The sequence below is a fragment of the Streptomyces sp. Je 1-332 genome (genome assembly GCF_040730185.1).
Classification (GTDB): domain Bacteria; phylum Actinomycetota; class Actinomycetes; order Streptomycetales; family Streptomycetaceae; genus Streptomyces.
The window spans coordinates 5,016,875-5,030,389 of record NZ_CP160402.1; the positions used below are offsets into that span (position 1 = coordinate 5,016,875).

The 13,515-nt window shown below is 70.6% G+C and carries 17 protein-coding genes; 7 read left to right on the top strand and 10 right to left on the bottom strand.

Features of this window, described 5'->3' with window-relative positions:
• Positions 1-145: 145 nt before the first annotated feature.
• Positions 146-505 carry an STAS domain-containing protein gene (locus tag ABXJ52_RS22870; RefSeq protein ID WP_367044507.1) on the top strand — a complete coding sequence of 120 codons (360 nt, stop codon included), beginning with the start codon at positions 146-148 and terminating at the stop codon, positions 503-505.
• On the opposite strand, the gene ABXJ52_RS22875 is transcribed toward ABXJ52_RS22870, so the two are convergent.
• On the bottom strand, positions 392-1,399 hold the full coding sequence (locus ABXJ52_RS22875) for a sigma-70 family RNA polymerase sigma factor (protein WP_367044508.1): 1,008 nt from the start codon (positions 1,397-1,399) through the stop codon (positions 392-394). The two genes, ABXJ52_RS22870 and ABXJ52_RS22875, sit on opposite strands and share 114 nt — an antisense overlap.
• 112 nt (positions 1,400-1,511) lie before the next feature.
• The gene (locus ABXJ52_RS22880) at positions 1,512-2,825 is read right to left on the bottom strand and encodes an MFS transporter (RefSeq protein ID WP_367044509.1); all 1,314 of its coding nucleotides are present in this window, start codon (positions 2,823-2,825) and stop codon (positions 1,512-1,514) included.
• 62 nt (positions 2,826-2,887) lie between these two features.
• Here ABXJ52_RS22880 and ABXJ52_RS22885 point away from each other — a divergent pair, with 62 nt between their 5' ends.
• Positions 2,888-3,886, top strand: coding sequence for a LysR family transcriptional regulator (locus tag ABXJ52_RS22885; RefSeq protein ID WP_367044510.1), 999 nt, complete (start codon positions 2,888-2,890; stop codon positions 3,884-3,886).
• Between the two features lie 125 nt (positions 3,887-4,011).
• On the opposite strand, the gene ABXJ52_RS22890 is transcribed toward ABXJ52_RS22885, so the two are convergent.
• A complete protein-coding gene (locus ABXJ52_RS22890; protein ID WP_367044511.1) occupies positions 4,012-4,776 on the bottom strand; it encodes an alpha/beta hydrolase in 765 nt (254 codons plus the stop codon).
• A gap of 114 nt (positions 4,777-4,890) precedes the next feature.
• On the opposite strand from ABXJ52_RS22890, the gene ABXJ52_RS22895 reads away from it, so the two are divergent.
• A complete protein-coding gene (locus ABXJ52_RS22895) occupies positions 4,891-6,060 on the top strand; it encodes an adenosine deaminase (RefSeq protein ID WP_367044512.1) in 1,170 nt (389 codons plus the stop codon).
• 133 nt (positions 6,061-6,193) lie between these two features.
• Entirely contained in the window at positions 6,194-6,613 is a 420-nt protein-coding gene (locus ABXJ52_RS22900) for an ATP-binding protein (protein ID WP_367044513.1), read from the top strand.
• 91 nt (positions 6,614-6,704) lie between these two features.
• On the opposite strand, the gene ABXJ52_RS22905 is transcribed toward ABXJ52_RS22900, so the two are convergent.
• The 5 genes from ABXJ52_RS22905 to afsQ1 all read right to left on the bottom strand — a co-directional run bounded on the left by ABXJ52_RS22905 (position 6,705) and on the right by afsQ1 (position 10,511).
• Positions 6,705-6,908: a PspC domain-containing protein gene (locus ABXJ52_RS22905; protein WP_367044514.1), complete on the bottom strand. Its 204-nt coding sequence runs from the start codon at positions 6,906-6,908 to the stop codon at positions 6,705-6,707.
• Between the two features lie 90 nt (positions 6,909-6,998).
• The gene (locus ABXJ52_RS22910) at positions 6,999-7,547 is read right to left on the bottom strand and encodes a VanZ family protein (RefSeq protein WP_367044515.1); all 549 of its coding nucleotides are present in this window, start codon (positions 7,545-7,547) and stop codon (positions 6,999-7,001) included.
• Positions 7,548-7,660: 113 nt separating this feature from the next.
• A complete protein-coding gene (locus tag ABXJ52_RS22915; protein WP_367044516.1) occupies positions 7,661-8,260 on the bottom strand; it encodes a hypothetical protein in 600 nt (199 codons plus the stop codon).
• Complete coding sequence (locus ABXJ52_RS22920) at positions 8,257-9,837, bottom strand: HAMP domain-containing sensor histidine kinase (RefSeq protein WP_367044517.1); 1,581 nt, start codon at positions 9,835-9,837, stop codon at positions 8,257-8,259. The genes ABXJ52_RS22915 and ABXJ52_RS22920 overlap by 4 nt, the downstream gene beginning before the upstream one ends.
• Positions 9,834-10,511, bottom strand: a complete 678-nt coding sequence (afsQ1, locus tag ABXJ52_RS22925; RefSeq protein WP_030562528.1) for a two-component system response regulator AfsQ1 — start codon at positions 10,509-10,511, stop codon at positions 9,834-9,836. Before afsQ1 ends, ABXJ52_RS22920 begins: the two co-directional genes overlap by 4 nt.
• Before the next feature lie 181 nt (positions 10,512-10,692).
• Between afsQ1 and ABXJ52_RS22930 the strand changes: the two genes are divergently transcribed.
• The gene (locus ABXJ52_RS22930; RefSeq protein WP_367044519.1) at positions 10,693-11,460 is read left to right on the top strand and encodes a SigE family RNA polymerase sigma factor; all 768 of its coding nucleotides are present in this window, start codon (positions 10,693-10,695) and stop codon (positions 11,458-11,460) included.
• Positions 11,461-11,629: 169 nt separating this feature from the next.
• Here ABXJ52_RS22930 and ABXJ52_RS22935 read toward each other — a convergent pair whose 3' ends face one another.
• The gene (locus ABXJ52_RS22935; RefSeq protein WP_367044520.1) at positions 11,630-12,268 is read right to left on the bottom strand and encodes an ATP-binding protein; all 639 of its coding nucleotides are present in this window, start codon (positions 12,266-12,268) and stop codon (positions 11,630-11,632) included.
• 123 nt (positions 12,269-12,391) lie between these two features.
• On the opposite strand from ABXJ52_RS22935, the gene ABXJ52_RS22940 reads away from it, so the two are divergent.
• The gene (locus ABXJ52_RS22940; RefSeq protein ID WP_367044522.1) at positions 12,392-12,787 is read left to right on the top strand and encodes a hypothetical protein; all 396 of its coding nucleotides are present in this window, start codon (positions 12,392-12,394) and stop codon (positions 12,785-12,787) included.
• Between the two features lie 23 nt (positions 12,788-12,810).
• Here the strand turns inward: ABXJ52_RS22940 and ABXJ52_RS22945 are convergent, their stop codons facing one another.
• A complete protein-coding gene (locus tag ABXJ52_RS22945) occupies positions 12,811-13,338 on the bottom strand; it encodes a hypothetical protein (RefSeq protein WP_367044524.1) in 528 nt (175 codons plus the stop codon).
• Here ABXJ52_RS22945 and ABXJ52_RS22950 point away from each other — a divergent pair.
• Positions 13,337-13,468 (top strand): hypothetical protein, encoded by a 132-nt coding sequence (locus ABXJ52_RS22950; protein WP_367044525.1) that lies wholly within the window; start codon positions 13,337-13,339, stop codon positions 13,466-13,468. The two genes, ABXJ52_RS22945 and ABXJ52_RS22950, sit on opposite strands and share 2 nt — an antisense overlap.
• Positions 13,469-13,515 lie beyond the last annotated feature (47 nt).

The following is a 13,515-nucleotide window of genomic DNA, read 5'->3' on the forward strand; positions in this document are numbered from 1 at the left end:
CGAACTCGGCGAAGCCGGTGATGACGGCACCCAAGGCCCCCGCGCCAGAGCGGGTTTTCGGGAAGGGGCGGGGTTGGGGAAGTGCCCGCCGCAGGCGAAACGGACCTACCGATGAGTTCCGAGCGCCCGCACGGTCTCCCCCAACATGGACGACACACACCGGCCGGAGCTGACGCTGACCGGCACCCTCGACCGAGAGGCCACGCACCGCCTCTGCGAGGAGGCCCGCGCCACGCTGCGAACGAGCGGCGCGGAAGTCCTCGTATGCGACGTCGCAGACGTAGGCCCACCCGTCCTCTCCGCGATAGACGCCCTGGCCCGCCTGCAACTCACCGCCCGCCGCGCAGGCGGCCGGATCCGCGTCAGGAACCCGGCCCCGGCCCTGCGCGAGCTACTGCACCTCGTCGGGCTCCCCATTGAGATCGAGATGGACCGGCAGGCCGAACAGCGGGAACCACCTGGGCGTGTCCAGGAAGCAGTGGAAGCCCGCGATCCGCCCCTCTGAGATCTCGATGACCTGCACCGCCCACGGCGCGAACCCGCCCTTCTCGGGGTCGGGCTTGTAGTGGGCGAACCCCGGTGTGCCGTTGACGTCGACCGGGAACAGCCGGCTGCCGGCGCAGGCGGCGCCCATCGTCGACATGAAGCCGGTGATGTCGGACGTGCCGCGCAGCCAGAGGTCGAACGGGGGCATCGTCATGATGGCGTCTTCGTGCAGCAGGGCCGTCAGGGCCGCCATGTCATAGCCCTCGAACGCGGCCACGTACCGCTCGAGGAGCTTTTGCTGCTCGTCGTCCAGGGGATCGGACACCGCGGTGTCGTCGGCGTGCCCCTCGGCCAGCGTCGCCCGCGCCCGCTGCAACGCGCTGTTGACGGAGGCCACCGACGTGTCGAGGAGCTCGGCGGCCTCGCTGGCCTTCCACGCGAGGACCTCGCGCAGGATCAGCACGGCCCGCTGTCTGGGCGGCAGTTGCTGCAGGGCGGCGACGAAAGCGAGCCGCACGGACTCCTTCGCCACGGCGGCCTCGGCGGGGTCGCTGACGGAGGGCAGCACGCGCGCGTCCGGCATCGGCTCCAGCCACACGTTGTCCGGGCGGGGAGTGAGCGCGGCCTGGGCCAGCGGCGCCGCCGCCGTCAGGTCCATGGGCCGGGCGCGGCGGCTGCCGGCGTTCAGCATGTCCAGGCAGACGTTCGTCGCGATGCGGTACAGCCAGGACCTCAGGCTGGAGCGGCCCTCGAACTTCTCATGGCTCCGCCACGCCCGCACCATCGTGTCCTGCACCGCGTCCTCGGCCTCGAAGGCCGAGCCCAGCATGCGATAGCAGTACCCGGTCAGCTCGACCCGGTGCTTCTCCAGCGTGACGTCGAGCTCCGACGTCGTACCTGCGATGTCAGTCATACCAACCCACCCACCCCTGCGGCTGCCACGAAAGTCCCAGCACTTTGGAAGCTACCGCAGCCCACTGACAACGGCCCCCGGAGTGAGAAAACCCGCAGGTGAGAAGGGTGGTTCAGTGCGCCGCCACGAGCCCCCGCCGCTCCTGACGCGCCCGCCGCTCCTGCACCCGGGCCACGCGCGACCCCCAGACGGTGATGGAGACGACGCCGAGCACCGCGAGCAGCCCCAGGCCCACCGTCCCGGCCCAGCCCCCCGCGTGGAAGGCGACCGCGCCGAGCGTGCCGCCCGCGCTGGAGCCCAGGTAGTACGCGGACTGGTAGAGCGCCGAAGCCTGCGCGCGCCCCGCGGTGGCCGTACGGCTCACGGACGAGGAGGCGACCGCGTGCCCCGCGAAGAACCCCGCGGTGATCAGGACGAGCCCGAGCAGCACCATGACCAGGGAGTCGGAGAGGGAGAGCAGCAGACCCCCAGCCGTCGTGCTCACCGCCAGGTACAGCGCCCCGCGCCTGCCGAGCCGCGCCACCAGCTTGCCCGCTGCGGCCGACGAGACCGTACCGACGAGGTAGACCAGGAAGATCGAGCCGATGATGCCCTGCGGGAGCGAGAACGGCGCTTCGGTGAGGCGGTAGCCGATCACGGTGTAGACCGCGCCGAAGACCGTCATGAACAGCGCGCCGATCGCGTACAGGCGGCACAGCAGCGGGTTGGAGAGGTGCGAACGGATCGTCCTGCCGAGCGCCTTGGGGTTGAGCGAGCCCGCCGTGAAGTGACGCGGCGCGGGCAGCAGCGCGCGGAAGGCGAGTGCGCACAGGACGGCCACGACACCCACCACGCCCACGGCCACGCGCCAGCCCCATGCCTGCGCGACCCAGCCGGTGATGATGCGTCCGCTCATGCCGCCGATGGAGTTGCCCGCCACGAACATGCCGATCGCGGCGACCAGCGCCTTGGGCCGCACCTCTTCCGCGAGGAAGGCCATCGCGGACGCCGGGAGCCCGGCGAGCGCCGCGCCCTGCACGGCGCGCAGCGCGATGAGCGCGCCGATGGACGGCGCGAAGGGGACGAGGAGACCCACGACGACCGCGACCGTCAGGGAGACCGTCATGAGCGTCCGGCGCCCGAAGCGCTCGCTGAGCGCGCTCAGGGGCAGGACGAAGAGGGCCAGTGCGCCCGTCGCCGCCGACACCGTCCAGCTCGCGGAGCTCGCGCTGACGCCGAAGTCGGCGGAGACGAGGGGGAGCAGTGCCTGCGTGGAGTACAGGAGGGCGAAGGTCGCGACGCCGGCGAGGAAGAGGGCGAAGCTCATCCGGCGGTAGCCGGGCCCGCGGGGCGTGAGCCGGGAGTCGGCTTCGGGAGAGGCATCGGTGGACGACGGGGGAAGGGCGGCCGCGTGGGTGGCGGACGCCCCGCTACTGGCAGGAGGCATGCGTCGAACGTAAGCACCCAGGACTCATCCGTCCAATGCATGAACTGGTCATAATCGTTCCCATGGAGCATGAGCGCAGTTCAGGGCGGCGTCTGTCGCAGAGTAGTAACGTAGGAGACATCGGCGCGACAGTGTCCGCGCCGGCCGAGCTGACCCCGGAGTCCTGGTCGGCGCTGCTCTCGCCGCGGCTCGCGTACTTCGCGGGGGTCGCGCGCACGGAGCATGTGACGCGGGCCGCGCAGGAGATGCAGGTGCCGCAGTCGACGCTGTCGCGCGCGTTGGTACGCCTCGAACAGGACCTGGGTGTCGACCTGTTCGCGCGGCACGGCAGGACGGTGTCCCTGACCCCGGCGGGCCGCACCTTCCTCGCCTCGGTGGAACGGGCGCTCGGTGAGGTGGAACGGGCCGCGGAGTCCGTACGGGCGGACGCGGACCCGGCGTCGGGCAAGGTGGCCTTCGGGTTTTTGCACACGATGGGCTCGGAGACCGTGCCCGGTCTGATCCGCGCCTTCCGCGCGGACCATCCGAGGGTCCGCTTCAGCCTCGTACAGAACTACGGGGAGGCGATGATCGAGCGGCTTCGGGCGGGGGAGCTGGACCTGTGTCTGACGTCGCCCGTGCCGGACGCGCCCGATCTCGTCGCCCGCCGCCTGGACGAACAGCGCCTGCGCCTGGTCGTGCCGGACGACCACCGTCTCGCCTCCCGCAAACGGGTCCGCCTCGCGGAGGCGGCGGACGAGGCCTTCGTGACCCTCGAACCCGGCTACGGTCTGCGGCGCATCACGGACGACCTCTGCCAGGAGGCCGGCTTCAAGCCGCGGATCGCGTTCGAGGGTGAGGAGGCGGAGACGCTGCGGGGCCTGGTCGCGGCGGGGCTCGGGGTGGCCCTCTTGCCGCCACCGGCCGTGCCGCGCCCGGGAGTCGTGGAACTGACGGTGACGGGCCAGCGGGCGGTACGGGAGATCGGCGTGGCCTGGCTGGACGGGCACCCGGACACTCCGCCGGTGGCGGCGTTCAAGAGGTTTCTGTTGGGGCGGCGGGGGCGGTTGCTGCCGGAGTAGTTCCTTTCCCCAGATCCAGCCCGTCCGGCGTTTGAGGACATCTTGTACGGGGGTCCAGGGGGCGGAGCCCCATGGTTTCGGGAAGGGGCGGGATCGGGGAAAGCCCCGCAGGGCCCGCCCCCCCCTCAGTGCCGCATCGACTCCCCGAACCCCGCCGCGAGCGGCATCCGCAACCCCAACGGCGGCGGAGCCGCCAACGCGTCCTCCAGCGGCCGCGCGTACGCATGGCCGAACAGCGATCCCAGGACGAAGTCCGAGGCCAGCGCCTCCACTTCGGACTGGTGCTGCTGCAACCGGTGTCTGTCGGAGTGGACTTCGAACCGGCACACCTCCCGGTTCGCCTTCTTCGCCCGCGCCGCGAGCCGGAACGAGAGCTCGGGGTCGGTCCGCTCATCGTTCGTGCCGTGCACGATCAGGACCCGCCGCCCCGCGAGCTGTTTCACCGGTTCGGGGGACGCGGCCACGTCGTCCTCCGGCAGCCAAGGGGCCAGCGCCAGGACGGAGTTGACCGCTTCGTGGCCACTGGCCCGCAGGGCGGCCCGGCCGCCCATGTCCCTGCCGACGAGGCAGATCGAGACGTCGCCGTAGAGCCGGACGATCTCGTCCGCCGCCCACTCCGCGTCCCGCGCGAGCTGCGCCTGCGCCCCGTTCCAGCCGCGGTAGCGGTAGTGCACGACGTGCGCGGCGAGCCCCTCCGCGCGGCCGTCCCGGGCCAGCCTGCGGCCGAGCGCGCGCATCGAGTTCGCGGCGAAGGGGGCCGGCTTGCGGGCGGAGGTCTCGTGGCCGCCGGGGAGCAGCAGCACCGCGCCGCTGACCGCCGATGGGCGGGCGCCGATCACGCGCCCGAGCCTGGCCGCGCGCGCGGAATCGGGCGTCGCTTGCTGTGCCATGACAGAACAGTGTCAGAAGCGATGGTGTACGCCACCCTTCCGCAGGGTCACTGTTACGTATCGACCCGTGAGATCCCCCCGGCGATCTACGCGCGTAGGCGCTAGAGTGCCGAGATGACGAGCCAGACCACCAAAGCCGGTCAGACGGACCGCGAAACGCCCAGCGCCGACCAGATCCGCCGCGCCCCGAAGGTGCTCCTGCACGACCACCTCGACGGCGGCCTGCGCCCCGGCACGATCGTCGACCTCGCCCGCGAGTCGGGTTACGAGGGTCTGCCCGAGACCGACCCCGACAAGCTGGGGATCTGGTTCAGGGAGGCCGCCGACTCCGGTTCGCTGCCGCGCTATCTGGAGACCTTCGCCCACACCTGCGCGGTGATGCAGACGAAGGACGCCCTCAAGCGCGTGGCCGCCGAGTGCGCCGAGGACCTCGCCGAGGACGGCGTCGTCTACGCCGAGATCCGGTACGCCCCCGAGCAGCACCTGGAGCAGGGCCTCACCCTCGAAGAGGTCGTCGAGGCCGTCAACGAAGGCTTCCGGGAGGGCGAGCGGCGCGCGAAGGCCAACGGCCACCGCATCCGGGTGGGCGCGCTGCTGACCGCCATGCGGCACGCGGCCCGCGCCCTGGAGATCGCCGAACTCGCCAACCGCTACCGCGATCTGGGCGTCGTCGGCTTCGACATCGCGGGCGCGGAGGCGGGCTTCCCGCCCACCCGGCACCTCGACGCGTTCGAGTACCTCAAGCGCGAGAACAACCACTTCACCATCCACGCGGGCGAGGCCTTCGGTCTGCCGTCCATCTGGCAGGCCCTGCAGTGGTGCGGCGCCGACCGCCTCGGCCACGGCGTGCGGATCATCGACGACATCCAGGTCGCCGACGACGGCACCGTGAAGCTCGGCCGCCTCGCCAGCTATGTGCGCGACAAGCGCATCCCCCTGGAGATGTGCCCCAGCTCCAACCTCCAGACGGGCGCGGCGAGCTCGTACGCCGAGCACCCCATCGGCCTGCTGCGCAAGCTGCACTTCCGCGCCACGGTGAACACCGACAACCGCCTGATGTCGGGCACCAGCATGAGCCGCGAATTCGAGCACCTGGTCGAGACTTTCGGTTACACGCTCGACGACATGCAGTGGTTCACAGTCAATGCGATGAAATCAGCGTTCATTCCTTTCGATGAACGCCTTGCCATGATCAGTGACGTGATCAAGCCCGGATATGCCGAGCTGAAGTCCGAATGGCTGTTCCGTCAGACCGCCTCCACCAGGGCTTCTGTCGACGTGTAACAGAAATCGAAGCATTGTGGGCGCGGCCGGGAACATTAATTCCCGGTCGCGTTTTGCTGTTTGCGGACCGCCCCTTCACATGTTTACGGTCATGGGCCGCTCAAAAGTCCCCGTCATCAAGGACGCATTGAAGATGAAGCAGTCTGCAGCCAAGACCCTCGGTGTCGCCGCTCTCGGCGCCGCCTTCGCCGCCGCAGGCGCGGGTGCCGCCAACGCCGCGCCGGCCCTGCCCGACGCCACGGGCGCCCTGGGTTCCGCCACCGCCATGCTGCCCACGGAGCAGCTCGGCGAGAACCTGCCCGCGGGTGGCCCCGAGGCGGTCTCCGCCGGCCAGAACGTGGTCGGCAGCACCCTGCAGGCCTCCGCGCCGACCGTCGGCAAGCTCGGCGAGAGCATGAAGCACGCCGACGACCGGGGCAAGCCCGCTCCGGCCGACCCGGTCACCGGTCTGCTCGGCGGCCTGCCGCTGGCCGGCGCCCTGCCCGTGCAGGGGCTGCCCCTGCAGGGACTCCCCCTGGAGGGCCTGCCCGTGAACGGTGTGCCGCTCGGCTGATCAGCACGGTCTCCGCACACGCCGATGGGGCGCACCCCCGCTCAAGGGTGCGCCCCATCGGCGTACGTGTGTGGCAGCAAGGGCCGCCGATTCACCAGGCTGCCTGCCTGGCCTTGCTGTCGGAGGGCAACAGGACCCAGAGCGCGATGTAGAGCAGGAACTGCGGGCCGGGCAGCAGACACGACACCACGAAGATCACGCGCATCGTGGTCGCCGATGTGCCGAAACGCTTGGCGAGGGCGGCGCACACTCCGCCGATCATCCGGCCGTTGGTGGGGCGGGCAAGGGCGGTCATGGTGGCTCCTTCGTGAACCGTCGGTACGAGCTCCGGGGCGTGTACCCCGATGTCTCAAAGCTACGTTCGCGAAGCGGGCAAAGCGTCGCTCTAGGGTGCGATACCGACCCTGGGAATCGTCGGGGTCGACCCCTGAGAAGCGTCCTCCCGTGGGAGGGGCGCGCGGTGCTCCACATCAGTACGGCGACGGAGCCTGGCCCTGAGCGCGGGCACCACCGCGACATGCGCGAGAGCCACACCCACGGCGTTCAGGAACAGCGAGTCGACATCGACGACCTGCCCGGGGACCCCGGTCTGCAGCAGTTCGATGCCCAGCGAGATCAGCGCGCCCGCCGCGACCGTCCGCACCAGCGAACCCAGCGGCGACACATGGACCCGACCGCCGGCGAGCGGAAGCAGCACACCGAGCGGGGCGAGCAGCAGCAGACTGCCGCCTATCTGCCGGGCTGCCTGCGCGGGACCGAGCGCCAGATCCGCCTTGATGCCGGCGAACGGCTGCAGATTCGCCGCGCTGACCCACGGCACGTCCAGTGGACGCAGAGTGAGCCAGCCGACGAACAGAAGATGCGCGACGAGGAGGAATCCTCCTGCCGCACGGAAGCGGATGGCGGCCCCGTGGCCGCCCGAGCCTTGACGCACGCACCCCAAGACGCGCCTAGCGGCAGGATCGGTTCCGCGCATTCACTCCCGGTGCGCGGCAGTGTCCTGATCGCACACCGTGACTGTCCTGATCGGCCGCTTCACCGGCTCGGTCACTTCACCGTCTCCGTGGGCGGAGCCACCGTCCCGGGGCGCTGGCGGACCTCCTGGGTGCATTCGTAGCGGCGCAGGGGGGCGTCGCCGGGGCCGCCCATGATGACCTCGCGGTCGTCGCCCGCCGCCGCGCTGTCCGCGAACGTGCAAACGACCTGGGCGAGCGCGAACGCCGACAGGTCCTCCGGAGACGTGCTGAACCGCAGCGCGTCCTCGGGGTCCCCCTTCCCGGGGCCGCCGACCACCGTGCCACCCCGTACGTCCGTGGCGAAGCCCGCCTGCTTCTCCTGGTCCGATGGCGTGTGCGACAGCTCGTCGAGGAGCGCCTGCGCGATACGGACCCGGTCCGTCGTCGCCTTCTCGGTGGGGATCCGCACCGACCGGTCGACGGTCACCAGCTGCGCCGCGCACACCAGGAAGACCTGCACCGGGACCCCGCTGGACTGCGAGGCGATGCTCGACCCGGACATCACGCAGGGCACCCGTGACGGGCCGGGGCCGAAGTCCGTCGGCACCTCCGTCGAGCGGATGCCGCAGCCCGCGAGAAGCGTGGTCAGCGCGGTGGCGAGGAGTGCGGCGCGCAGCCGTGGGCGGCTCATCGCTTCTCTCCCTCGACGGCGGCGTCGCCGTCCGTGCCCTCCGCGGCCTCGTCGTCGGGCAGCAGCTCCGACGGATCGCGCGGCAGCCACAGCGTGAACACCGCGCCGCCCTTGGGCGAGTTCGCGGCGGTGATCTCACCGCCGTGGATATGGGCGTTCTCCAAGGCGATGGAGAGCCCGAGCCCGCTGCCCTCCGACCGCGGCCGGGACGCGCTCGCCTTGTAGAAGCGGTCGAAGACGTGCGGCAGTACGTCCTCGGGGATGCCGGGGCCGCCGTCCCGCACCGCGATGAGGAGCTTCTCGCCCGCGAGCCGTACGGAGACCTCCACCGGGGAGCCACCGTGCTTGAGCGCGTTGCCGATGAGGTTCGCCAGGATGACGTCGAGGCGGCGCGGGTCGAGCCGCACCGTGATGCCGCGCTCCGCGTCGAGCTCGACCGCGTCGAGCCAGGCACGGGCGTCGATGCAGGCCGTGATCTGGTCGGCGATGTCCACGTCGTCCAGGACGAGCCGCGCCGTGCCCGCGTCGAAGCGGGTGACCTCCATCAGGTTCTCCACCAGGTCGTTGAGGCGGCGGGTCTCGCTGACCACAAGACGCACGGCGGGCTCGATCATCGGGTCGACGCTGCCGGTCTCCGCGTCGAGCTCCTCCTCCAGGACCTCGGTCACCGCGGTGATCGCGGTCAGCGGCGTACGCAGCTCGTGCGACATGTCGGCGACGAAGCGCCGCGACGCCTCGTCACGGGCGCTCATGTCGTCGACCTTCTTCTCCAGGCTCTCCGCGGTCCGGTTGAACGTCCGTGACAGGTCGGCCAGTTCATCCGTGCCCGACACCCGAAGCCGCGTGTCCAGCTTGCCCTCGCCGAGCCGCCGCGCGGCAACCCCCAGCCGGTGCACCGGTTTGAGCACGGTGGTCGCCGCGGCCTGCGCGAGCAGGGCGGAACCGATGAGCGCGAGCCCGGTGGCGATCGCGAGTGACCAGCCGAGCGAACTGAGGTCCTTCGCCTCCGGCTCCAGGGACTTGAGCATGTAACCGGTCGGCCCGCCACCGATGACCTTGGCGCCACCCACGAGATACGGGGCGCCGTCGTCGACGGTCCGCTGCCAGTACAGGTGGTACGGGCTCTTGTTGCTGGAGGTGAGCGGCTGCTCCTTGTTCACCGTCTTGCGCAGCGACTTGGGCACGTCGGCGAGCGTGAAGGCGTCCAGGTCCGAGTAGCCGACGATCGTGTCACCGTCGGTGTTCTCCCCGATCAGGAGCACGCTGTAGCGCTGGCTGCTGTTGGCCATCGTCCCCGCGGCCTGCTGCAGTTCGTCCTGGGTCGGATTGGGCGGCAGGGCGCCGGCGCGCGTCTGCATCTCCTGCTGGAAGTCCTTCAGGGCCGCGTCCTGCGCGCGCGTCAGGACGGCCTCGCGGTTGAGCCAGTACGCGATTCCGGAAGCCGTCACGGCGGCGGTGAGCGCCACCAGACCGAACACCACGACGAGCCGGAGCCTGAGGCTCGTGAAGCGCAGCCCCGCCATGATCGCCTTGCGCGCCGCGGCCCAACCGCGGAGCTTGTCCTGCGGTTTGGTCACTGAGGAGTGTCCAGCCGGTAGCCCACTCCACGCACCGTACGGATCAGCGTCGGCGAGGACGGCACGTCCTCCACCTTCGCGCGAAGCCGCTGCACACAGGCGTCGACGAGCCGGGAGTCGCCGAGGTAGTCGTGCTCCCACACCAGACGCAGCAACTGCTGCCGCGACAGGGCCTGTCCGGGCCTGCGGCTCAGCTCCAGGAGCAGCCGCAGCTCGGTCGGCGTGAGCTGCAGATCCTCGCCGTTCTTCGTGACGGTCATCGCGGCGCGGTCGATGACGAGCGAACCGAACGTCGCCGCGTCGTTGGCCTCGCGCTCACCGCGGCGAAGGACCGCGCGGATACGGGCGTCGAGCACCCGTCCCTGCACGGGTTTCACGACATAGTCGTCGGCACCGGACTCGAGCCCGACGACCACGTCGATGTCGTCACTGCGCGCGGTCAGCAGGATGATCGGCAACTGGTCGGTGCGCCGGATGCGACGGCACACCTCGAAGCCGTCGATGCCCGGCAGCATCACATCCAGCACGATCAGGTCCGGCCGCTGCTCACTGAGCAGCTTCAGGCCGTCCTCGCCGGTGGCAGCAGTAGCCACCCGATGCCCTTGGCGGGTGAGCGAAAGCTCAAGGGCCGTACGGATGGCGTCGTCGTCCTCGATCAGCAACAGGGAAGGCACGGACGTCATTCTGTCCCATGGCAAGGCCACAGTTCGACTGTTGGAGCGCTCCCACACCTACCCCCTACAACTAGAAGCGCTGTTGCAGGCCTGTGACAGTCGGCGGACACCGTCATGAAGTGGGTCCGGCAGAGTTTTGGTCACACGGAAAAGGCCGGACTCCACCGACGGGGGGCGCGAGATGAACACACTGCACAGCACCAGCTCAAGCGCAGTAATCACGCGTCTCCATGACGTGATCCGACCTGCCGAGAGGCACGAGAAGTCCGGTGCCGTGAGCGGGCGGGGGTGCGCTCGCGGCACCGGGCGTCAGCACACCACGTACATGACGGTGGTTGACGCGTTCCGGGGGGAGACCCGCGGAGACGATGGGGGGGCTCACGGGGGAGCCGCGTACAGGGAGGGCACGGGGGAGCGCACTTCGGTGTCGGAGGCGGAGTTCACCGCCTACGTCCAGGAGCGTCGTGCCTCCCTGTACGCAACCGCCTATCACCTGACCGGTGACCGTTTCGAGGCCGAGGACCTGCTCCAGAGCGCCCTCTTCTCGACGTATCGCGCCTGGGACAGGATCAGCGACAAGGCCGCGGTCGGCGGTTACCTCCGCCGCACCATGACCAACCTGCACATCAGCGCCTGGCGGCGCCGCAAGCTCAACGAATACCCGACCGAGGAGCTGCCGGAGACGGCGGGCGACACGGACGCGATGCGTGGCACCGAACTCCGCGCGGTTCTCTGGCAGGCCCTGGCCCGCCTCCCCGAACTGCAGCGGACGATGCTGGTCCTGCGTTACTACGAGGGCCGCACGGATCCCGAGATCGCGGACATCCTCGACATCAGCGTGGGCACGGTGAAGTCCAGCATCTGGCGCTCCCTGCGTCGGCTGCGCGAGGACGAGGTCCTCAGCTTCGGCCGTGACCAGGAAGAGTCCTTCGGCGAGTTGGTCGCCTAGGGATCATGGGGGGCCGCCGCTCCCGGGGGGAGGCGGCGGTGGCAGGGGGGGGACACGGGGGAAGACGGGGATCACGGGGGATCCACGGGGGAAACAAGTGGCGGGACCGGAAGGCCGGGGGGTCTTTCCGGTCCTTCTGCTTTTGCTACGGAATTGCTCCCCGGCGGAGTTACGCGGCTTCCGCGCGGGCCTTCGCGCACCGGCCGGCGGCGGCTGCCGCGAGCCGTCCGAGGGCCTCGTCCTTGCCGCAGGGGTGACAGCCGAGCGCGGTCTGCCGGGCGACGATCACGCGCTCGGCCCGCATCAGCCGCCACCCGCGCCGCAGCAGGAACGCCACGGACTTGCGTCCCTCGCGCAGATCCCGCAGGAGCCGCCGCCGGAAGGTGGTGGAGGGGCGGCCCCGGAGGCAGATCGCGTCGGCGAGCACGCCGATCTCCCGGCACCGGTCCACGATGTCCGCCGCGAAGATGCCCTCGGCGATGAACAGGGGTGTCCGCTCGATGTCCATCGCCGTCTCGCCCGTACGCGAGCTGGTGGCGATGTCGTAGACGGGGATGCGCGTACGTCCCGTGCGGCACAGCTGCTCGATGGCGGCGACGGCGACGTCCGTGTCCCAGGATTCGGGGGAGTCCCAGTCGATGTCCGTGCTGCCGGGGACCTGCGGCAGTGTCGGGTCGTCGCATTCCTTGTAGAAGTCGTCGAGGCACAGGACGGGCAGTCCGGAGCGGGCGGCGAACGACGACTTGCCTGAGCCCGAGGGGCCGGCGAGCAGCACGACTCGGGTGGGTATCGGGGGATGGGAACTCACGAGAGAACAGTTTGCTGCATTGAGCCGCCCAGGCGACCCGACGGGTAGGGCTTTGGTGCCCGCAACCCACCTCAACTACGCTGTGTGCGCATCTGATTACCCAAGAGGATTAGGGCGGAACCCATGGCACGGCACGCAACAGCCTCCAAGCACCTCTCCCGCGTCCTGCTGCGGGCGGGTCTGACGGTCACCGTCGCGGGCACGGCGCTCGGTATCGGCGGCGCGGCGACGGCGAGCGCCGCTCCGGAGCCCTCGGCGTCCGAGAATCTCCCGGCGGCCGGTGCGGGCGTACTCCGGGCCGTCGAGGAGGTCGCCGCGGGTGGCCTCGGGCCGACCAAGGAGCTGAAGCTCAACCCGCTCGCGGGCACGGGGTCCGACCCGCTGGACAACGCCCTCGGCACCCAGATCGCGGACTTCAAGCCGGTCTCGACGGCCCCGCTGACCGCTCCGCTGACGCAGGGCGCGGCGCTGAAGGACCTGCCGCTGGTGAGCCAGGCCACCGGCGTGCTGCCCGGCTAGGGGCTGCTGACGCGGGGCCCCTGTCACCCCTTCCGCAGGGGGACTTCCCGCACCAGCCACGCCACCGCGAAGGCCGCCGCACCGAGCATCGCGGCGCCGAGAGCCACGCCGTGCATGCCGCCGGTGACCGCCGTGCGCACCGTCTCGCGCACTCCCTCCGGCATGTTCCTGACCGCATCGGGTGTCCACGAACTGCCGCCCTCCGGCATGCCGCCCGATGTCAGGCGGCTCGCGTAGACGGCGCCCAGGACGGCGATGCCCAGTGAGCCGCCGATCGTGCGCAGGAGTGTGGTGGTGCCGGTGGCGGCGCCCATGTCGCGCGGCTCCGCGCTGTTGATGGTGATGAGCAGGGTGCTCTGGATCAGGAAGCCCATGCCCGTGCCGAGCACGAGCGTCAGCGCGGAGGTCACCGCGGTGGGGGTGTCCGCGCCGACCGCGAGGAGCGCGAGGCCGCCGACGGCCGTCAACGCGCCCCCGTGGACGGAGTCGGAGGGCTGGTCGTCCGGTGACGAGACCAGGATGGGCCTCGCGCCGCAGATGACGTACCTCATGGACACCGGCCGCTGCCCCACCTACCAGCGCTACGGGAGGAAGTCGCGCCGCAAGGACGACGCCACCTGGATGTACGAGACGGGCCTCGAATGTGTCCTGGACGGGATCGCGGCACGGCTCGGCATCTGACCGAGCCGCTGAGAAGGGCGAAGCCCCGGCGCCTCCTGGACGGAGGG